Here is a 19,580-nt window from a genome sequence, read left to right as displayed (position 1 = left end):
AAGACAAAGTACTTGTATTTATCGGATAATTTTTATATCATATACTGTGAAAGCGATAACAATGCTTTGATATAGCGGTTGTAAGCGCTGGAACGTTATAACGTTGTTTTAATATAGTCAAAGGATTTAACAATCTAGGGAGGAATTAAGATGCTTCAGATGGATAATGTTAAAGAAGCTGTGACAACGGCCTGGGATGGCTTCAAAGGCGGAGAATGGCAGGACGAAATCGATGTGCGCGATTTCATTCAGCAGAACTTCACTCCTTATGACGGTGATTCTTCATTCTTGGAAGGACCTACCGAAGCAACGACGAAACTCAACGACAAGCTCGTTGATCTGAAACTCAGGGAACGTGCTGCCGGCGGCGTTCTGGATGCCGATACGAAAGTCGTTTCGACAATCACGTCGCACGGACCGGGCTACCTTGACAAGGACCTTGAGAAGATTGTCGGTCTGCAGACTGACAAGCCGCTCAAGAAGGCACTGATGCCATACGGCGGGATTCGCATGGCTAAGGAAGCCCTGGCGGCTTATGGTTTTGAAATCGATCCTGAAACGGAAAGAATCTTCACGGATCTTCATAAGACGCACAACCAGGGCGTGTTCGACGTTTATACGGACGAAATCAAGAGCGCGCGCCACAACAAGATTATTACGGGACTTCCGGACGCATACGGACGCGGACGCATCGTTGCTGATTTTCCGCGTATTGCGCTTTACGGAATTGATCGCCTGATTGCCGCAAAGAAGGAAGATTTCAAGAATTACGGCGACGGCGAAATGACTGACGACGTTATCCGCGTACGTGAAGAAATTTCCGATCAGATCCGTGCCTTGAAGGACATGAAGACGATGGCTGCAGAATACGGTTATGACATTTCATATCCGGCAACGACGGCCAGGGAAGCAATCCAGTGGCTTTACTTCGGATACCTGGCAGCCATCAAGCAGCAGAACGGGGCTGCCATGTCAATCGGGCGCATTGACTCGTTCATTGACATCTACGTTGAACGTGACCTTGAACGAGGTATTCTGACGGAAGAGGAAGCCCAGGAACTGATTGATCAGTTTACGATGAAGCTGCGCATGGTTTCGTTCATCCGCACGCCTGAGTACAATTCCCTGTTCTCCGGCAACCCGATCTGGGCAACGCTTTCCCTGGCCGGAATGGGCATGGACGGACGTCATCACGTAACGAAGACATCGTATCGCTTCCTGAATACCCTGCACAACATGGGTGCTGCGCCTGAACCGAACATCACGGTTCTGTGGTCGGCAAATCTTCCTGAGGCATTCAAGGAATATGCTGCGAGCGTATCTTCCAAGAGTTCAACGATTCAATACGAAAACGACGACCTGATGATGAAGACATGGGGAACGGACTACTATGGCATCGCGTGCTGCGTTTCAGCTCAGCCGATTGCCGATGGCGTACAGTTCTTCGGTGCCCGCGCAAATCTTGCCAAGACCGTGCTTTATGCAATCAACGGCGGCATCGATGAATTGACGAAACGCCAATGCGGACCTGCATATGCTCCGATTACTTCCGAATACATCGATTACGATGAATTCATGAAGAAATTCGATGACATGCTTGACTGGGTTGCTGACATCTATGTCAATGCACTGAATGCCATCCATTACATGCATGACAAGTACTACTACGAATCTGCCCAGCTGGCATTGAAGAATACAGTGCTGAACCGGACGTTTGCAACCGGTATTTCAGGCCTGTCGGTTGCCGCTGACTCCATTTCCGCAATCAAGTACGGACACGTCAAGGCAATTCGTGACGAAGACGGTGTTGCGATTGACTTCAAAGCTGACAATGACTTCCCTCGTTACGGCAACAATGATGACCGTGCCGATGAAATTGCGGTATGGCTTGTAAAACAGCTCTATACGAAGATGAACAAGCATCATCTCTATCGCGGAGCAAAGCTTTCAACATCCGTTTTGACAATTACTTCAAACGTCGTTTACGGCAAGAATACAGGGACAACGCCAAACGGCCGTCAAAAGGGAAATCCGTTCTCACCAGGTGCCAACCCGGCATACGGTGCAGAACAGAACGGCGCATTGGCATCGCTTCTTTCGGTAGCCAAGATTCCGTACAAGTATGCAACGGACGGTATTTCGAACACATTTGCCGTTACGCCGTCAACATTGGGCCATGATGAAGAAACATGCGATAAGACTTTAGTAAACATGATCAACGGATACATGAAGAATAACGGTCATCATCTGAACATCAACGTCTTTAACCGTGATACGCTGCTTGATGCGCAGAAGCATCCTGAAAAGTATCCGACTCTGACGATTCGTGTTTCCGGATACTGCGTATACTTTGCCGACCTGACCAAGGAACAGCAGGATGACGTGATTTCCAGAACGTTCCACGATCATATGTAACACTGTATTTTATAATTGAAGGTGGCATGAGACTATGACGACAAATCCATATCTAAAACCGGTACCGACCAATGAAAAGGGTGAAATATTAGGGTACGTTCATTCAATTGAGACGTTCGGCGCCGTTGACGGACCCGGAATCCGCTTCGTAGTCTTCATGCAGGGCTGCAACATGCGGTGCAAGTTCTGTCACAACCCCGATACCTGGAAGAAGAACGTCGGAACGACAATGACTGCTGATGAGGTCTTGAAAAAGGCGCTTCCTTATCGGGAATTCTGGGGAGAGCAGGGCGGAATCACGCTTTCCGGGGGCGAGATTCTGCTGCAGCCGGAATTTGCTCTTGACCTGTTTACGAAATGCAAGAAGCTTGGCATCAGCACGTGCCTTGACACGTGCGGGCAGCCGTTCACCAGACGCGAGCCCTGGTTTGACACATTCAACAAGCTGCTGGACGTGACCGATATTCTGCTCGTCGACATCAAGCATATCGATTCAGACAAGCACAAGCTGCTGACCGGTTTTCCAAACGAGAATATCCTCGACCTTTGCGAGTATCTGTCTGAAATCGGCAAGCCGGTCTGGATCAGGCACGTTTTGATTCCGACACAGACCGATTTTGACGAAGATCTTGAAAAGCTCGGAAACTATATCAGGACGCGTTTGAGAAACGTCATGAAGGTCGAAGTTCTTCCTTATCATACGATGGGCGTGCACAAATACCACGAAATGGGTATTCCTTATCGTCTGGAAGGAGTCGAGCCGCCGACTCAGGATCGTGTTGAAAATGCAGAGAGGCTCCTTCATACTGAAGATTACGAAGGCTATCTTACCTGGAAACCAGGGATGAAGACTGGTTGATAATCTGCCACACCGGAAGTTTCCGGTGTGGTTTTGTTTTTTGCATATTTTGCAGCGAAAAATTTTTTTGAGGAAGGTCAAAGGCGCATGGGGTAAAGAGTGTGGCAAATATGCATGAAAATCATTTGAAATTTTGACTTTTCTTTTTGAGGCAACCGCGCTAAAATGTAAAAGTGATATAAAAAGAGAAACATAAGTTCGCCATGCGGAAGATGGACACATTCATTGATATCAGGGGGTATATTTTATGACGATTTCAGCAAAGACATCGACTGAAGAATTGATCAGACAAGTTATGGAAGAACATACTTGCAGCTACGAAGAAGCTATCCGCTTGTTGATGAAGGTGGCCCGGAATCGAGATAACGACTGACTCTCGATGAAAAGCAGCTCTGAGACGTATTTAAGGCGTCTCAGAGCTGCTTTTTCATTAATACGGAAGATCGATCGACAATTGCCGGTTGAAGCTCAATCGCTCTTTCAGAGCGTCCTTTTTGCGTTTTCTGCGCTGTTCGTATCCCCTGCAGAGCATTTTCTCCTCAGCGCTTTCAGGGACGATTGGTTCCGGTTCGACATTCTTGTCCAGGATGACGAAGGTGAAGAAAGCCGTCATTCCCAAAAATCTTTCGCCCGTCAGGAGATGCTCGCCGACGACTTTGGCGAAGACTTCGATTGAATGCGTGCCAACGCCCGTTACGTAGCTTTCAATGCAAAACGAATCGTGCAGGGCGAACGGAGCAATGAAATTCACGTCATCGACTGCAGCGGTGACGGTCTGAGTTCGCACCAGTCTGGCTGCTGAAGTTGATGCCGTTCCGTCCAGAATTTCCAGAATCCTCCCGCCATATACGGTTTCATGCTCGTTGATGTCTTCGGCAATGACGCGATGGTTCGTAATTGCCAGTGTTTCCTTGCATTTTGCCATCATATCCCTCTTTTCCTGTGTAATGTCATTGTAGCATAAAAAAAGGAGCCGGAATCAAGTTCCGGCTCCTTACGACGAGCCATCAGTCGGCCTTTCATTACCGCATGAGTTCTTTCACGATGTTCTTTTACATTATCGGTAATCCGCCAACCTGTCTCGTTCGATCAAGGTATAATTGAAAGGAGTTCTGATCCTGCTTAATTAACCTTCAAGCCATATCCATCCTTGCTGTGTCGGATACGGTCGTTTCACCATTGGGGCAACGATGCCTTTATCGTTTCAAGCTCGCTGCGAGCGCTGTCTCATTCAACTGCGCTGCAGAATCTCTAAACCCTTTCTACAATTCTGATTATAGCACTTTTTGATTAAAATGCAAGCGCTTACTATTAGAATTGAAAACTTTTTAACTTTTCCTTATTGTTCGCAGATCGGCTAAAGATGGATTTGACTTCATCAATAATTTTCGTTATTAATGAGGTTTGACATTCAATCACAAACTAAATTATTCTAAATATAGGCAGGAAACGCACGTTTATCAACGCTCTGCATTTTACAAAAAGGGACGCATTCCGATATAATATCGAAAGTTTTACAGTCCAGGGAGGAGAAAGAATTTTGTATTTAGCAATCAACATCATCGGATTAATCGTATTTCTCGCAATCGGCTGGTTGTTTTCAAAAGACCGCAGGGCCATCGACTGGCGCGCAGTTTTGACAATGACAGCCTTGAATCTCGTCATGGCATGGTTTTTAACCAGTTTTCCGATCGGTCGCACGATCGTCAGGGGAGCTGCAGCAGGCTTTGATGCACTTGTTCAAGTTTCGTATCAGGGAATCGCGTTTGCAATTCCAAGCATGGTCAACGTGAAGTCGATGGACTTTTTCGTCAGCGTGCTGCTGCCGATTTTAATGATTGTGCCGCTGTTTGACATTCTGACTTATATTGGTGTTCTCCCGTGGATTATCAAGTGGATCGGACGCGGTCTTTCATTTATTACGCGTCAACCGAAATTTGAATCGTTTTTCGCAGTTGAAATGATGTTTCTCGGCAACACTGAGGCCCTGGCCGTATCATCGCTGCAGCTTAAGAGGATGAGCGCAAAACGCGACCTGACGCTTGCAATGATGTCCATGAGCTGCGTGACGGCCTCCATTATCGGAGCTTATACGCAAATGATGCCCGGACAATATATTTTAACGGCAATTCCGGTCAATGTGATCAACGCATTGATTGTAACTTCCATGTTGAATCCAGTGCAGGTTTCGCAGGAAGAAGACTTCATTGCCAAAATCGGCGGATCGGCCTCCGTTGCTGACGGCACGGTCGAAGAAGACGGCAGGAAGGAACCGTTCTTCTCGTTTCTCGGCGACTCGATTCTGTCTGCCGGCCGCCTCGTTTTGATCATCGCCGCCAACGTCATTGCGTTCGTTGCTTTGGCTGCGCTTGTCGACAAGATTCTGGGCCTGATTCATCCATGGGTTTCCCTGGAACATCTGCTCGGAATCATCATGTTCCCGTTTGCATGGCTCATGGGGCTCAACCCTTCGGATGCGTTCCAGTTCGCACAGTACATGGGCGAAAAGCTCGTTACGAACGAATTCGTCGTTATGGGCAAGGTTACCGGCAAAATTGCAACGTCAGCCTTTTCCGAACACTACCGCGCCGTGCTTACGGTCTTCGTGACGTCATTTGCCAACTTCTCAACGGTCGGCATGATCATTGGCTGCTTCAAGAGCATTGTTGATCGTGAGAAGAATGACTTGATTTCCAAAAACGTTCCATACCTGCTCCTGTCAGGAATTCTGGTTTCGTTGCTTTCGGCAGCGACGGTGGGACTGTTTGCATGGTAGAAAAAGGTGTGGAAGCGAGCGTTCATGAGCCCGTACGCAAGCTTTGGACGACCGAAGGCGAGCTTGCCTCGGTTAGGGAGTCCTTGGTTGCGATAGGGGGAATGCGAGCTGGAACCTGATTAAGACAAGGTGTGGAAGCGAGCGGTCAGCCCCCGCATAATTGAATAATGATTTAAGATCCGTGCCATGATTGGCGCGGATTTTTCATTATAGGACCCGATTTCTGTCAAATGCAGTGCTGATCAGCGACTGACCAATCTGAGCGAAAATGTGGGATTACGGGCAAAAAGCCGATTTTTGAAATTTGCCCGTAAATTTGGCCTGCTTTCAGGCCTCGCCCCGGTTCTGAAGAGTCAGGTGGACAAGAATCCGGCGCTTCTTCCGAAAGTGCCGGGAATTTTGTCAAATTCAAACGTCATTTCCGTCGGCACTGGATTCAGGCGTTTCAAGGCACCGCCAGCTGCTTTCGGCACTGGATTTTCCAACATGGCAGGCGCTGCCTCAACGTCATGAACCAGCCGTTTTGTGAAGCCTGATGTTTCTTTGCCAAATACAGCGTTTACAGGCATCTTATTGCCAAAAAAAGCAAATCACGACTAAAAAATAATCGGTTATCATGTTATAATATTGACAAGCTCTTAACTCCTGAGCCTTTTAATTTTTGTAAAATGCGGCTGCAAAAGTCAGAAAGGAACGTAGGCAATGCAATCCAATGTTTTGATCAGTCAGGACTTGTCCTGTGCAGGTCAGGTCTCGCTCGGCTGTGCCTTACCCTTGCTTGGCGCGCTGAATCTGGCCCCGACCGTTTTGCCCACCGCTTTGTTGTCGACTCATACGGGCGGTTTCGGGGAGAACACGTATCTGGATTTGTCAAAGGAAATGGTCAGCATTCTCCAGCATTGGAAAACATTGAGTTTGAAGTTTTCTGCAATCTATCTGGGATATTTGGGAAAGAAACCCTTGGACGTTCTGCGGGAAAATCTGGCTGATATAAGCACGGCCGAAACGATGCTTTTAATCGATCCCGTGATGGGGGATCATGGAAAGCTTTATCGTGGGTTCGATCAAGAATACGTTGAGAAGATGAGATGCCTGATTTCAAGGGCTGATGTTGCAACACCCAATTATACTGAGGCAAAGCTCCTGCTGGGAGAGCCTCTGACTACTTCTCCAGTTGCAGCGGATGATGCTTTGGAAACGGCTGAAAGGGTGCGGGGAAGATTCAATCTGAGGAACGTCGTTTTGACGGGGGTTGATTCAGGCGATGGCCTGATTTCAATCTTCGGCTGCGAACAAGACGGCGGAACATGGATGGTAAGTCGTTCGAAACAGCCTGGGAACTATTTCGGAACGGGCGATCTCTTTGCATCGGTCCTTTTTTCAAGTCTCTTGTACGAAAAAGATTTGAGGTCTGCTGGGACGATTGCGATGGACTTTGTGTCCGAGGCGATCGTAAGGACCAAAAAGCCCCATGACCCTCGTTTTGGTGCTGATTATGGCGCCGCGATTCCGCAATTATTGAAAAAATTGGAGATCGTTTGAGGGGGAAATGGAAATGAGAGAACAGAAGAATTCTTTGCGAGCAATCATCCTGACAGGTCTGTTTGCCGCAATCATCTATATTGGCATCTGGGTTTTGCGCATACCGGTCCCTGCGATGGTCGGAAAGCCGTTTATCCATTTCGGCAATACGTTGACTGCGGTTGCAATCCTTTTTCTGGGATTTCGAAACGGAATGCTTGCCGGGATAATCGGTCTTGGCGGATTCGATATCTTGAACGGATATGCGTCCACCAGCTGGCTGACAATGCTTGAGGTTGTAGTTGTCGCCTTGATAATTTCCGGACTTTTCAGGGCTTTCAAATATAATGACAGCAAAAAGAATATCATAATTCTTGCAATTGCGGCGGGCGTGACCAAGATCTTCACGTCTTACGGAACTTCGATCGTTGAGGCGCTGATGGCAGGAACTGCAATGAGAACAGCGCTGGTTGCATCCTTCTTCAGTTTGCCCGCAACGGTGATCAATTCATGTTCCACTGCAATCTGTACCCCCATTCTGTATTTCTTCGTAAAAACGATTTTTGCTTCGGTTCAGAAGCAAGGCAGATAAAAACAACTAAATTCTTGGAAGATATTGCGGTTTCGTGTGTGTGAATCGCAATATTTTTTTAAAAAAGACTTGCAACGGACTGGATTATTCGATATAATAATATTCGTTGCTTAGGTAACATATGGGTGGTTAGCTCAGCTGGCAGAGCAACGGACTCTTAATCCGTGGGTCCAGGGTTCGATCCCCTGACCACCCATTGCCGGTATACTGAAACCGGCATTTGATGGAAGTCGAAAAAAGACTTGCATCTTCGCCAGATAACTGGTATTATATTATTTGTTGATTACAGGTCAACACAATATGGGTGGTTAGCTCAGCTGGCAGAGCAACGGACTCTTAATCCGTGGGTCCAGGGTTCGATCCCCTGACCACCCATCAGAGATTTGGGAAAGACATCGGAACTTCCGGTGTCTTTTTTTGTGTCCGCTGAAAAATGCAGAGCCGCAGGCGGAGTCCGGCGCAAAAATACGGGCAGAAGGCGGAACGCTTTTGGTCAGTTCACAACAGCGGAGCTTAAATGTTATAATGGTAACGTATGGATTATTGACGATAAGAGACGGAGATTTGTCATCAGAACGTCTTTTGATTGAAAACACTGAATTTTAAAGAGGAATCAACATGAAGAAAATTTTAGTAGTAGATGATGAGAAGCCGATTTCAGACATCATCAAGTTCAACCTGACCAAGGAAGGCTATGACGTGCATACGGCTTATGACGGTGAGGAAGCCCTGAAGCAGGTCGAAGAGGTTTCTCCCGACCTGATTATCCTGGATCTGATGCTGCCGAAGATCGACGGACTGGAAGTGGCACGCGAGGTGCGCAAGACGCATGACATGCCGATTATCATGGTCACGGCCAAGGATGCCGAAATCGACAAGGTTCTGGGACTTGAAATGGGAGCCGACGATTACGTGACGAAGCCGTTTTCGAACCGCGAGCTGGTTGCGCGCGTCAAGGCCAATCTGAGACGCCAGGCGGCGGTTGCGAGCGCAGCGCCGGAAGAAGAGAAGTCGACTGATATCGAAATCGGCAGTCTGACGATTCATCCGGAAGCTTACGTCGTTTCAAAGAACGGAGAAAAGATCGAGCTGACGCACCGCGAGTTCGAGCTTTTGTACTATCTGGCCAAGCATATCGGCCAGGTCATGACGCGTGAGCATCTGCTTCAGACGGTCTGGGGATATGATTATTTCGGCGACGTGCGTACTGTTGACGTGACTGTCAGACGTCTGCGCGAAAAGATCGAGGACAATCCGAGCCGTCCGACCTGGCTGGTGACCCGCCGCGGCGTCGGTTATTATCTGCGCAGTCCGGAAGCCGAATGACCGTTTTGTGAAAAATACACTGCCGGAACCGGATTCGGTGACGGATATGACGCAAAGGCGTCCGTGAATCCGGGCTTGAAGGCGGCATGACGATAATAAAGGAAAAAGATGGAAAGACAAACGAATAAGAAGCTTCACTTTTTCCAATCCATTCACTTCAAGATAGCCCTCGTGTTTGCATTGTTGCTGTTGATAACATTTCAAATCGTCGGGGCTGTTTTTGTACAGAGATTGAAAAGTGAAAACATCAAATCATTCAAACAACGAGTGGAATTGTCCACCTATGTCGACAATTCGCTGATCAAGCAGCTGACGTCGACGAATACGGCAAAGGCCAACAAGAGCATCAATACGATTCTGGAAGACATCAACAACGAAAACATTTCGACGATTCAAGTGATTGATTCCAAGGGAACGATTCGCGGCGAAAGCGACGTTAACGGGCGCTCGGTCGTCGGACAGAAGACGACGAACACGAACATCAAGCGCGTTCTCTATTCGGGAAGAACGTTTACGACGATGACGTATGACAAGAGCAGCAACCGGCGGTCATACGTGTCGATTACGCCCCTGTTCAGTGCAAGCGGCAATACCAATACGGTCGTCGGAGCAGTGTATCTCAGGGCAAATCTCGAAAGCGTCTATGATTCGGTCAACAGCGTCACGCTGATTTTTGCAACGGCTTCCCTGATTGCAACGGCAATCGGGATGGCACTTGCGATTACGGTCTCAAGCGCGATTACGCGTCCGATCGATGAAATGAAGAAGCAGACGACGCGGATTGCCGACGGCGACTACTCCGGCAAGGTCCATGTCTATGGAACAGACGAACTGGGGCAGCTGGCACAGGCAGTCAATGACTTGTCGGTCAGAGTGGAGGATGCACAGGAGGCTTCGGATTCAGAAAGGCGCAGGCTTGACTCGGTTCTGTCGCACATGTCGGACGGGGTCATTGCGACGGACCGTCGCGGCAACATCAGCATTATCAATGACATGGCCTGCGAATACCTGGATGTTGAGTCAAAGGACGTCATCGGGACATCGATTCTGGACGTTCTCAAAATTCGTGAGATGCAGACGATGCGTGAACTGATCGAAAATCAGGACGGAATCATCGTCGACATGTCTGATGCCGGGCATGATCAGATTCTCAATGCCTACTTTTCAACGATTCAACGCGAGACAGGCTTTATTTCAGGACTGGTCTGCGTGCTTCACGATGTTACCGAACAGCAGAAGATCGACCGTGAAAGGCGTCAGTTCGTTTCAAATGTTTCGCATGAGCTGCGCACTCCGCTGACGAGCATGCGCAGCTACATTGAAGCGCTCAATGACGGTGCCTGGAAGGATCCGGAAGTCGCCCCTGCATTTCTCAAGGTCACACAGGATGAGACCGACCGCATGATTCGCATGATCAATGATCTGCTGAGTCTGTCACGCATGGATTCGGGAACCGTCAAGCTTGATCTGGAGCTGGTCAATCTGAACGAGCTGTTCAACTACATTCTGAACCGCTTTGACATGATGCTTAAAAAAGACAGCAATGACACTCGTGAGACAAAGAGCAAGAACTACACAATCAAGCGTGACTTCACGAAACGCGACCTGTGGGTTGAAATCGACACCGACAAGTTCATTCAGGTGGTCGACAACATCATGAACAATGCGATCAAATATTCGCCGGACGGCGGCGTAATCACGTGCCGCCTACTGGAAACGCACAATCACGTGATTCTGAGCATTACGGACCAGGGCCTGGGAATTCCAAGAAAAGACCTCGGGCACATTTTTGACCGTTTCTTCCGCGTTGACAAGGCGCGCTCAAGAGCTCAGGGCGGAACCGGGCTCGGACTTGCAATCTCCAAGGAAGTAATCGAGATGCATCACGGCAAGATCTGGGTCGACAGTATCGAGGGCAAGGGCTCGACATTCTACATTTCCCTGCCATATGAAGAATACGAAGGAGATGACTTGTGGGATGAAGAATAAGAGAAGAAACTTGTCATGGCTCCTTCCGGCTTCGCTGATTATCGCGGTTCTGATCAGCATCATCTTCACTGCGCTGATCTGGGTGACTCCTTCGCACTTCCAGGTCTTTGGAACGAAAAACGCTCCGGCAACCGGCAGCGTCGACAAGAACGTGGCCGGAAAACAAAGCATCACCGACGTTTATCTGCCCGTAAGTCTGACTTATTATGAAAACGATACGAGATATCAGCTGTCGAGTACGAAAATCGACGTGATCGACCTTGCAAGACGTCAGGTCAAGGACGTCAAGATCAGGAAAATTACCAGGGAAACGTTCAGGAATCAGGAAGAATACCTCAAGTTCCTGAACATGAACGACTCGTATTCACTGAACTACTCGGCACCGGTGACGCTCGGCCTGTTCAGGAATCATATGAAGTCGATGTCAAAATCATATGCGAATTATGCATTCTCAAGAATTCTGGTTCCTCTGAAGCGCCACGGCATTATTTATTTCCTGGACGACCACAGTCTGAACGTCTATACTGCCCGGATCAACGTTCAGACAATCGGGAAAATGTCGTCATTGATAACGCGTCGCGACATCAAGATGGTCCGTGTCGAATACCGGCTGTTCAACGGGCATATTACGAAGTATTTCCTGCAGCCGGTCGAAGTTCCGAAGAGCAGTTACCTGATCAATCGTGAAAATACAGGGCTGTTCGTCACCAGACTGATCGGATCGAATGAAAATTCGGCCGTAACGACGCGGGAACAGAAGAAACAGACAATCTACACTGATGATGCCGGGCAGAGAATGGTCATCAAGAATCATAACGGGTACGTTTCCTATACGAATTATGCAAAGGAAATTGCGGAGGCAAGGCATCGCAGCCTTTATGACAGCCTGACCCTGTCGTTTGACAGGCTCAAGCTTCTGGACGTTGCGCTTGACGACGTGCGCTACTCTGAATTTGACTTCCAAAGCAAAAATGCCACGTATCGCAGCTATATCAACGGGTTTCCGATTATTTCGGCAGACGAGTACGGCTCGTATCAGGTTCAGATCACGGACAGCGGGAATCAGCATCTGGTTTTCTCGCTTTATACCCTGCAGGTGCCTGTTCCGGCCGATTCAAATGCGGTTCAGCTGCCGAATACTGACAGCGTCATGGAGAGCTTGAAGCAAAGCGGAATCGACATGCAGAAAATCAATGACGTTCAGATCGGATACCGTGAATCCAAAAATGCATCGAGCGCGCTCGTCATTGACCTGACGCCGACTTATTTCGTCAAATACAACAGCGTCTGGATTGATTACAGAGATCTGGTTCACAATGAGGGGGGTTCACGATGAATTTCAAGCGAATTGAATGGATCTTCCTGCTGGCGTTCATCGTGCTTGACTTTTTCCTGATGACGACTTATTTTCATCAGGATTCAATCGTTGAGTCGACCACGAATACCACCACCCAGGATTCGACCGCATCCTTGATGAAGAGTCTGAAAAACGATCAGATCAGTCATGGAAAACTTTCTGACAAGAGTCAGAGCGGCTATTACCTGGCAGCGCCAAAGGACACTTTTCTGCGCGAAAAGGCGGCTCAGTTACGCTACGTGACCTGGTCCTATTCAAATCACAAGCTGACCGCCTCGTTCATTACGGGAATCAAGCTCAACCTGACGAATCCGCAGAATTCGCTCGATTCGATTGTCAGGGATGCGGCTGAAGTACCGATGGGCAGGCAGTATTCCTTTAACGGCAATCTTTCAACCAAGAATACGATTGTCTATACGCAGGAACTTTACGGCAAGCCCGTCTATTCAGGTGAAGGCCAGATCAGGTTTACGGTCAGGGACGGCTATGTTACGGGCTATACGCAGACGTATATTCATGCGGCTGACATTCTGCGCGAAAAGAAGGATACAATCAGTCAGAAACGTGCCTTGATGTGGCTTTATCAATACAACAAGCTGCCGCAGAATTCGACCGTCGAGTGGTGCAAATTGGGTTATACCAAGCTGCTTGACGTCAACAACAGCGTAGTTTACATTCCGACGTGGAATTTCTGCATCAGCTCCAAGGCTTCGGGTGCTGTTCAGTACCGGCGGATCAATGCGTTTACCGGTGCCGTCATGGACGAAACAATCAGCGTTAAGTAGGGAAGATTAGAATGACACAGGAAGAAGATAAAATGAAAATCAGCGTTCTGGCAAGCGGAAGCAGCGGAAACGTGACTTATGTCGAAACGGAAAAACACAAGGTTTTGATTGATGCCGGACTTTCCGGCAAGAAAATCGAGACGTTGATGAACTCGATCGGACGGACGTTAAAGGACGTCGACAGCCTTTTCGTCACGCACGAGCACACCGATCACTGCCAGGGAGTCGGTGTCCTGGCCAGGCGCTACGGTATGAACGTGTATGCAAACGAGGGCACGTGGGATGCGATGAGCAAAAAGGTCGGCAGGATTCCGGTTGAGCAGAAGCACGTCTTCAAATGCGGAAGCGTGCTCAGTCTGGACGATCTCGACATCGAAAGCTTCGGTGTCTCGCATGATGCAAGGGAGCCGCAGTTTTATGAACTGCACCATCATGACAGCTCGTTTGCAATCGTAACCGATACGGGCTATGTTTCGCCGACGGTTGCCGGAATCATCAAAGATGCAGATGCATATCTGTTCGAATGCAATCACGATACGGAGATGCTGCGGATGGGTGCGTACCCATGGCCCTTGAAGCAGCGGATTTTAGGCGACACCGGACACTTGTCCAATGAAGACGGGGCCAATGCCCTGATGAGCGTTGTCGGAAACAGGACCAGACAGATCTATCTCGGGCATCTCAGCCGTGAGAACAACGTCAAGGAGCTGGCGCATCTGACGGTCGATCATATGATGCGCGACCATGATTTTGCCGTCGATCATGATTTTTATCTCCATGACACCGATCCTGATCGTGCTACGCCGCTGATGGCATTGTAAAAAAATTTTTAAAATTGCTTGCATTAAGGTTAAGCTTTTGAAAAATACAGGATTTTTCATGAGAAAACAGTTATATTAAATTCAAGAGATAAAAACGAAAGGGGTTCATCACCATGTTCGATGACAATCACAACAATCAATTCGACGGCGAATTCAATGAAGTTGAGCCAGAAGACAATGCGCCTGAACCACGAGATCCAAGGAACGGAAACGGTCTGGGCAAGGTATTCGTCACAGCGCTTGTTGCAGGGCTTTTAGGCGGCGGAATTTCCGTCGGCGGATATGTCTGGTACCAGAATCATGATTCGCAGGCACAGGACAGGATTGAAAATTCCAAGGGCACGACACAGACAAGCAACGTCAAGGTCAACGTCGGCACGCAGGCTTCAAAGGCATTCAAGAAGATTAAGGGAGCCGTTGTTTCGGTTGAAGCATATTCAAATTCGTCTTCCGATTCCGACACGCTTGAGGACCTGTTCGGCGGCAACAGCAGCTCGTCTGAAACTTCGACCAGCGAAGGCTCCGGCGTCATCTACAAGAAGGACGGGAACACTGCATTCATCGTGACAAACAATCACGTCATTTCAGGAGCAGACAAAGTTGAAGTTCTCTTGAGCAGCGGCAAGAAGGTCAAGGCTTCAGTCGTCGGACATGACTCCGTCTCGGATCTGGCCGTCTTGAAGATTGATGCTTCAAATGTCAAGCAGGTTGCAACGTTTGGCAACTCCGACAACATCAGCGTCGGCGAAACGGCGCTTGCCATCGGATCCCCGCTTGGCTCTGAATATGCAACTTCCCTGACCCAGGGAATTATTTCCGCCAAGAAGCGCACGATTGACGTTACGGACTCAAACGGCACGTCGACCGGTCAGGCCACGGTTATTCAAACGGATGCGGCCATCAACCCAGGCAACTCAGGCGGTCCTTTGATCAACCTTGCCGGTCAGGTTATCGGCATCAACTCCATGAAGCTTTCCAGCACGGGATCTGGCACATCGTCTTCGTCAACGTCCGTTGAAGGCATGGGATTTGCCATTCCAAGCAATGAAGTCGTCAGCATCATCAACCAGCTTGTCCAAAACGGCAAGGTGGTTCGGCCGGCACTCGGAATTTCTTTGGTTGACCTTGATTACGTTTCCGAAGCTGATCGTTCTCAGACGCTCAACCTTCCGGGTAAAGTGACGAGCGGGGTCGTCGTGATGAAGGTCAATGCGTCATCACCGCTCAAGAAGACTGATATTTCAAAATATGACGTCATCGTTTCGCTTGGCGGCAGGAAAGTTTCCGGCCTGTCGTCATTGAGGACGGCGCTTTACAGCCACAAGGTCGGTGACACTGTTGAAATACAGTACTACCACAAGGGCGAGCTCAAGAAGGCAAACGTCAAACTGACGCTTGAGGCCAACGACAAGAATACGTCGACGGCATCCAATTCGGGCAACTGAGAAGAAGGAAGAAATGAACGAAGACAGCCGGGGCCTGGCAGCAGGTTCCGGCTGTTTGACTGTGGATATGCTCTGCATTTCATAAGAAAGATGCGTGGAAATCTGATATAATTGTTATGCACAGGAAAAGGCGAATGTTCGCGTTAAAACTTATCCACAAGCGCAGGAAAAACCTGTGGACAACTCTTGGATATTCAATTTGTGAAGCACTGAGAAACGCTTATCTGACAATGTTTCTGGCAATATGGAAAAGTGCGTTCGCATGTTTTTATTCAAGGTGGATAACTCGAAGATTCGTCGCATAAATATAGTGTCGAAAAGATAAAGGACAACCATATGTTGTGGTTTATCTTATCAACATGTGGATAAGTCTGTGGAGAAACTGTGGATTGTCCACATGATGAGGGAGGGTCAAAATGAATATCAAGATAATCTGCGTGGGAAAATTAAAGGAAAAGTACTGGAAACAGGGGATTGCGGAATATTCAAAACGTCTTGGCAAGTTCTGCAGGTTTGAAATCGTCGAGGTTCCGGATGAGAAGGCCCCTGAAAAGTTAAGCGAAGCGCAGATGGAAAACGTCAAAAAAACCGAAGGAGAAAGAATCCTGGGCAAGATCAAAGATCGTGATTACGTTTATGCTTTAGCAATTCTTGGCAAAGAGCGGACATCTGAAGAATTTGCCTCAGAAATCGAAAATCTGACAACGTATGGCAGAAGCGATCTGGCATTTGTCATCGGCGGATCGCTCGGGTTGTCTGAAGAAGTGCTGAAACGTGCTGATTCGCAGATTTCATTCGGTCGGTTCACGATGCCGCATCAGCTGATGCGCCTCGTTTTGACGGAACAGATTTATCGGGCGTTCATGATCAATTCGGGCAGTCCGTACCATAAATAGGGGGAAATCCAGATGACTGAAATCAAGGAAGGGTATCTGCCGTTTGGACAGTACCGGACGTATTATCGAATCGCAGGCAAAAATTTTGATCAAAAGCCGCCGCTGATTTTGCTGCACGGAGGTCCGGGATCGACACACAATTATTTCGAGGTTCTTGACTGCGTTGCCGACAGAACGAACCGCCAGGTCATCATGTATGACCAGCTTGGCTGCGGAAAATCCAGTCTTCCGGACGATACTCCGGAGGTTTACAATGCTTTGACCTGGATGAGGGAACTGCAGAATCTGCGCGAGCAGCTGCAAGTTTCAGAATTTCACGTTCTGGGTCAGTCATGGGGCGGAATGCTGGCATTGCTTTACATGCTTTCCGGCGATGCAAAGGGTGCCAGGAGCCTGATTTTGTCAAGCACGCTGTCGTCTGCTTCGCTATGGGCAAAAGAACTTCACCGCATGATCAGGTTCATGGATGAAAGAGATCAGGAAGCAATCAAGCAAGCAGAATCGACGGGGAATTTCACAAGTCCCGAGTATCTGGCCGCAAATGAGCGCTTCATGGAACTTCACAGCTGCGCGAAAATCACCGGCGATGCGCCGGAACCGCTGCGCCGCGGGAAAATCGGCGGCAGGCGTGCGTATCTTGAAGCCTGGGGACCGAATGAGTATAATCCGCAGGGAAACCTTTGTTCATATGAGGTCACTGATCGTCTGAACGAGATTTCCGTCCCGACGCTGATTACGAGCGGGACTGACGACCTTTGCACGCCGTTGGTCGCCAAAACGATGTACGATCACATCGAAAATGCGCGCTGGGAGCTTTTTGCAGGCTGTCGCCACATGTCGTTCGTGCAGGAAAACGCAAAATACGTTGAGCTTTTGTGCGACTGGCTCAATGAAAACGATTAGCATGCAAAGAGGATGTTTTTGAAATAAAAAAAGGCTGGGGAAAAACCTGTCTCAAATTGAAAAACCGGATGATTTGCAATCAATTGCAAATCATCCGGTTTTTTTCATATTCATGACGCCTTCCATGATGGAAATAACCAAAAAGAGACCGTCGGCAAATTCCTGGTGCGATGATTTAGCGGACGCTGCATTTGACCAGAAGTCATCAAAACAAGGAAAATTGCGGACAAAATCAGTCGCAAGTGACGTCATGTGTTCGGCATTTCATTTAATTCAAAAGGAAACCGGGACTTTTTCCCAGTGTCTTCTTGCTTAAATCAGTCATCAAAGACCTGCGTATAATTGCCCAGTTCGGCATTTGCATCCTGGATGCTGATGAACGCGTTCGGATCTGCTTTTTTGATCGTCTGGCGCAGGTACGGAATCTGATCCTGCTGAGCAACGATGATGATGATGTCGGTCCGTTCGCCGGTGTAAATGCCGGTACCGTTCAAAAGGGTTGCGCCATGAACGAAATAGCGCAGGGCATCTGCGACCTTGTCTGAAGCCTTGGTAAAGATCATGATGCTCGTATCTTTTTGCTTTTTGAAAGTGAAGTCCATCATCCAGCTGGTGACGAGCATCCCGAGCAGACTGTAGACGCTTCGCCCGAGATTGAAGAAGATGGCGGTCAAGATCAGAATGACGCCGTTCAGCAAGTTGTTGATAAATCCGATTTTCATTTTATACTTGTTTTGGAAGTAGGTGACGATGACGTCCGTTCCGCCGGTCGAAAAACCGTTGTTGAAACAAAAGCCGATGCCGGCACCGATGATTGCGGCACCGACAAGCGTGTTGGTCAAATCGTTGGTGACGACGGTAACCTGCGGAATAATCTGCAGAAAGAAAATGTTTGAGGCAACAGCCATGAGCGAAAAAACGATATAGTTAAAGCCGAATGCTTTCAAGGCAAACAGGAACAGCGGGATGTTCATGATGATCATCAAGAAACTGATGCTGACGCTGATGCCGAAATTTGCAAAAATCGCCTGAAGAAGCTGCGCGATTCCGGGAACGCCGATCGAATAGGAATGAGCGTGTGACAGGAAAACGTTGATGCCGATGGCTGACATGAGTCCGTAGAGAATTGCAAAGAAGCTTTTGCGAACGAATTTGAGCTGTGTTTTATTCTTTAACATGGTGAAAAACTCCGTAAAATATGATTTATAGCAAGATTATAAAACGAGAAACAACGTGTTTCAATGACAATTGATGTTTCACGTGAAACATTCAGAACGTGATTTTAGAAAAAGAAGGTCAGTTGCTGTAAAATGAGGTTGGGTGATCAAAATGAGAATTGAATACGTAAGTCTTTTCGTGCAGGACATTCAAAGATCGGAAATGTTTTACCAAAAGTATTTCAGAGCAAAAGAAGATTGGATAAGCACTGACAAACAGTCATGCTTGCTGAAGTTTTCGGACGATGTTCGCCTCGAACTTTTGAAAAATGCAGAGCCCGGTCAGAAAAGACGTGCCAGGTTCGCAATTTCTGTCGGCGGACCGGAGATGATCGAAGCATTGGCACGTGCGATCGAAAATGACGGATACGAGTGCTCTCAGCATTTGGAAAAGACAAAAGACGGACGCTATCGAGCAATCGTGCTTGATCCTGATAAAAATGAATTGGAATTAGTGGAAGAAAATTAAAAAAGAGGCTGTGAAAAAAATCCTCCTCAAATTGAAAAACCGGATGATTTGCAATCAATCGCAAATCTGATCCGGTTTTTTTTCATTTTTAAACAGTGCGATAAAATGGAAGTTATAGTTTTCCTTACTTCTATAAATCTTCATCTTCTTTATCTTTTTTTCGTTTACTGCTACGTGAACTATCTATTCCTGCTCCAACGGCTACACCG

At 48.0% G+C, this 19,580-nt stretch carries 18 protein-coding genes and 2 tRNA genes; 18 read left to right on the top strand and 2 right to left on the bottom strand.

The window, feature by feature from the left end:
- The first annotated feature begins 150 nt into the window (after nucleotides 1–150).
- The 3 genes from pflB to V7Z60_RS01020 all read left to right on the top strand — a co-directional run bounded on the left by pflB (nucleotide 151) and on the right by V7Z60_RS01020 (nucleotide 3,647).
- On the top strand, nucleotides 151–2,415 hold the full coding sequence (gene pflB, locus V7Z60_RS01030) for a formate C-acetyltransferase (RefSeq protein WP_334115649.1): 2,265 nt from the start codon (nucleotides 151–153) through the stop codon (nucleotides 2,413–2,415).
- Nucleotides 2,416–2,449: 34 nt separating this feature from the next.
- Entirely contained in the window at nucleotides 2,450–3,274 is an 825-nt protein-coding gene (pflA, locus tag V7Z60_RS01025; protein WP_334115647.1) for a pyruvate formate-lyase-activating protein, read from the top strand.
- Between the two features lie 247 nt (nucleotides 3,275–3,521).
- Nucleotides 3,522–3,647 (top strand): hypothetical protein, encoded by a 126-nt coding sequence (locus tag V7Z60_RS01020; protein WP_334115645.1) that lies wholly within the window; start codon nucleotides 3,522–3,524, stop codon nucleotides 3,645–3,647.
- A gap of 57 nt (nucleotides 3,648–3,704) precedes the next feature.
- Here the strand turns inward: V7Z60_RS01020 and V7Z60_RS01015 are convergent, their stop codons facing one another.
- The gene (locus V7Z60_RS01015; protein WP_334115643.1) at nucleotides 3,705–4,199 is read right to left on the bottom strand and encodes an acyl-CoA thioesterase; all 495 of its coding nucleotides are present in this window, start codon (nucleotides 4,197–4,199) and stop codon (nucleotides 3,705–3,707) included.
- Between the two features lie 615 nt (nucleotides 4,200–4,814).
- On the opposite strand from V7Z60_RS01015, the gene V7Z60_RS01010 reads away from it, so the two are divergent.
- From V7Z60_RS01010 to pepI, 14 genes are all read left to right on the top strand, one after another.
- Nucleotides 4,815–6,050, top strand: a complete 1,236-nt coding sequence (locus V7Z60_RS01010; RefSeq protein ID WP_334115641.1) for a NupC/NupG family nucleoside CNT transporter — start codon at nucleotides 4,815–4,817, stop codon at nucleotides 6,048–6,050.
- 297 nt (nucleotides 6,051–6,347) lie between these two features.
- A complete protein-coding gene (locus V7Z60_RS01005) occupies nucleotides 6,348–6,563 on the top strand; it encodes a hypothetical protein (protein WP_334115640.1) in 216 nt (71 codons plus the stop codon).
- A gap of 189 nt (nucleotides 6,564–6,752) precedes the next feature.
- Nucleotides 6,753–7,592, top strand: coding sequence for a PfkB family carbohydrate kinase (locus V7Z60_RS01000; RefSeq protein ID WP_334115639.1), 840 nt, complete (start codon nucleotides 6,753–6,755; stop codon nucleotides 7,590–7,592).
- A 13-nt stretch (nucleotides 7,593–7,605) separates the two neighbouring features.
- A complete protein-coding gene (locus V7Z60_RS00995; protein WP_334115638.1) occupies nucleotides 7,606–8,163 on the top strand; it encodes an ECF transporter S component in 558 nt (185 codons plus the stop codon).
- A 123-nt stretch (nucleotides 8,164–8,286) separates the two neighbouring features.
- Nucleotides 8,287–8,359, top strand: a tRNA-Lys gene (locus tag V7Z60_RS00990).
- A 106-nt stretch (nucleotides 8,360–8,465) separates the two neighbouring features.
- Nucleotides 8,466–8,538: transfer RNA gene (locus V7Z60_RS00985), tRNA-Lys, on the top strand.
- A gap of 243 nt (nucleotides 8,539–8,781) precedes the next feature.
- Entirely contained in the window at nucleotides 8,782–9,489 is a 708-nt protein-coding gene (gene yycF / locus V7Z60_RS00980) for a response regulator YycF (protein ID WP_334115637.1), read from the top strand.
- Between the two features lie 108 nt (nucleotides 9,490–9,597).
- Nucleotides 9,598–11,478 (top strand): cell wall metabolism sensor histidine kinase WalK, encoded by a 1,881-nt coding sequence (gene walK / locus V7Z60_RS00975; protein WP_334115635.1) that lies wholly within the window; start codon nucleotides 9,598–9,600, stop codon nucleotides 11,476–11,478.
- Nucleotides 11,468–12,814, top strand: coding sequence for a YycH family regulatory protein (locus tag V7Z60_RS00970; RefSeq protein ID WP_334115633.1), 1,347 nt, complete (start codon nucleotides 11,468–11,470; stop codon nucleotides 12,812–12,814). The genes walK and V7Z60_RS00970 overlap by 11 nt, the downstream gene beginning before the upstream one ends.
- Nucleotides 12,811–13,620 carry a two-component system regulatory protein YycI gene (locus tag V7Z60_RS00965; protein ID WP_334115631.1) on the top strand — a complete coding sequence of 270 codons (810 nt, stop codon included), beginning with the start codon at nucleotides 12,811–12,813 and terminating at the stop codon, nucleotides 13,618–13,620. The genes V7Z60_RS00970 and V7Z60_RS00965 overlap by 4 nt, the downstream gene beginning before the upstream one ends.
- Before the next feature lie 11 nt (nucleotides 13,621–13,631).
- On the top strand, nucleotides 13,632–14,441 hold the full coding sequence (locus tag V7Z60_RS00960) for an MBL fold metallo-hydrolase (RefSeq protein ID WP_334115629.1): 810 nt from the start codon (nucleotides 13,632–13,634) through the stop codon (nucleotides 14,439–14,441).
- A gap of 113 nt (nucleotides 14,442–14,554) precedes the next feature.
- Nucleotides 14,555–15,886 (top strand): S1C family serine protease, encoded by a 1,332-nt coding sequence (locus V7Z60_RS00955; protein ID WP_334115628.1) that lies wholly within the window; start codon nucleotides 14,555–14,557, stop codon nucleotides 15,884–15,886.
- Nucleotides 15,887–16,302: 416 nt separating this feature from the next.
- Nucleotides 16,303–16,782: a 23S rRNA (pseudouridine(1915)-N(3))-methyltransferase RlmH gene (rlmH, locus tag V7Z60_RS00950; protein ID WP_334115626.1), complete on the top strand. Its 480-nt coding sequence runs from the start codon at nucleotides 16,303–16,305 to the stop codon at nucleotides 16,780–16,782.
- A 12-nt stretch (nucleotides 16,783–16,794) separates the two neighbouring features.
- Nucleotides 16,795–17,685 carry a proline iminopeptidase gene (gene pepI / locus V7Z60_RS00945; protein ID WP_334115624.1) on the top strand — a complete coding sequence of 297 codons (891 nt, stop codon included), beginning with the start codon at nucleotides 16,795–16,797 and terminating at the stop codon, nucleotides 17,683–17,685.
- A gap of 317 nt (nucleotides 17,686–18,002) precedes the next feature.
- On the opposite strand, the gene V7Z60_RS00940 is transcribed toward pepI, so the two are convergent.
- Nucleotides 18,003–18,863: a YitT family protein gene (locus V7Z60_RS00940; protein ID WP_003697694.1), complete on the bottom strand. Its 861-nt coding sequence runs from the start codon at nucleotides 18,861–18,863 to the stop codon at nucleotides 18,003–18,005.
- Between the two features lie 151 nt (nucleotides 18,864–19,014).
- On the opposite strand from V7Z60_RS00940, the gene V7Z60_RS00935 reads away from it, so the two are divergent.
- Nucleotides 19,015–19,371 (top strand): VOC family protein, encoded by a 357-nt coding sequence (locus V7Z60_RS00935; RefSeq protein ID WP_270782559.1) that lies wholly within the window; start codon nucleotides 19,015–19,017, stop codon nucleotides 19,369–19,371.
- Nucleotides 19,372–19,580: the final 209 nt, after the last annotated feature.

The organism is Ligilactobacillus sp. (assembly GCF_036846325.1).
GTDB lineage: Bacteria > Bacillota > Bacilli > Lactobacillales > Lactobacillaceae > Ligilactobacillus.
Note: the sequence above shows the minus strand (reverse complement) of the source record. Positions and strands in the feature narration are given on the sequence as shown.

What these genes read in the sequence shown, in the direction of transcription:
- yycF (WP_334115637.1), top strand. Translation starts at nt 8,782, where the DNA reads ATGAAGAAAATTTTAGTAGTAGATGATGAGAAGCCGATTTCAGACATC.
- V7Z60_RS00965 (WP_334115631.1), top strand. Translation starts at nt 12,811, where the DNA reads ATGAATTTCAAGCGAATTGAATGGATCTTCCTGCTGGCGTTCATCGTG.
- pflA (WP_334115647.1), top strand. Translation starts at nt 2,450, where the DNA reads ATGACGACAAATCCATATCTAAAACCGGTACCGACCAATGAAAAGGGT.
- pepI (WP_334115624.1), top strand. Translation starts at nt 16,795, where the DNA reads ATGACTGAAATCAAGGAAGGGTATCTGCCGTTTGGACAGTACCGGACG.
- rlmH (WP_334115626.1), top strand. Translation starts at nt 16,303, where the DNA reads ATGAATATCAAGATAATCTGCGTGGGAAAATTAAAGGAAAAGTACTGG.
- V7Z60_RS00995 (WP_334115638.1), top strand. Translation starts at nt 7,606, where the DNA reads ATGAGAGAACAGAAGAATTCTTTGCGAGCAATCATCCTGACAGGTCTG.
- V7Z60_RS01000 (WP_334115639.1), top strand. Translation starts at nt 6,753, where the DNA reads ATGCAATCCAATGTTTTGATCAGTCAGGACTTGTCCTGTGCAGGTCAG.
- walK (WP_334115635.1), top strand. Translation starts at nt 9,598, where the DNA reads ATGGAAAGACAAACGAATAAGAAGCTTCACTTTTTCCAATCCATTCAC.
- V7Z60_RS00940 (WP_003697694.1), bottom strand. Translation starts at nt 18,863, where the DNA reads ATGTTAAAGAATAAAACACAGCTCAAATTCGTTCGCAAAAGCTTCTTT.
- V7Z60_RS00955 (WP_334115628.1), top strand. Translation starts at nt 14,555, where the DNA reads ATGTTCGATGACAATCACAACAATCAATTCGACGGCGAATTCAATGAA.
- V7Z60_RS00935 (WP_270782559.1), top strand. Translation starts at nt 19,015, where the DNA reads ATGAGAATTGAATACGTAAGTCTTTTCGTGCAGGACATTCAAAGATCG.
- V7Z60_RS01020 (WP_334115645.1), top strand. Translation starts at nt 3,522, where the DNA reads ATGACGATTTCAGCAAAGACATCGACTGAAGAATTGATCAGACAAGTT.
- V7Z60_RS01015 (WP_334115643.1), bottom strand. Translation starts at nt 4,199, where the DNA reads ATGGCAAAATGCAAGGAAACACTGGCAATTACGAACCATCGCGTCATT.
- V7Z60_RS00970 (WP_334115633.1), top strand. Translation starts at nt 11,468, where the DNA reads ATGAAGAATAAGAGAAGAAACTTGTCATGGCTCCTTCCGGCTTCGCTG.
- pflB (WP_334115649.1), top strand. Translation starts at nt 151, where the DNA reads ATGCTTCAGATGGATAATGTTAAAGAAGCTGTGACAACGGCCTGGGAT.
- V7Z60_RS00960 (WP_334115629.1), top strand. Translation starts at nt 13,632, where the DNA reads ATGACACAGGAAGAAGATAAAATGAAAATCAGCGTTCTGGCAAGCGGA.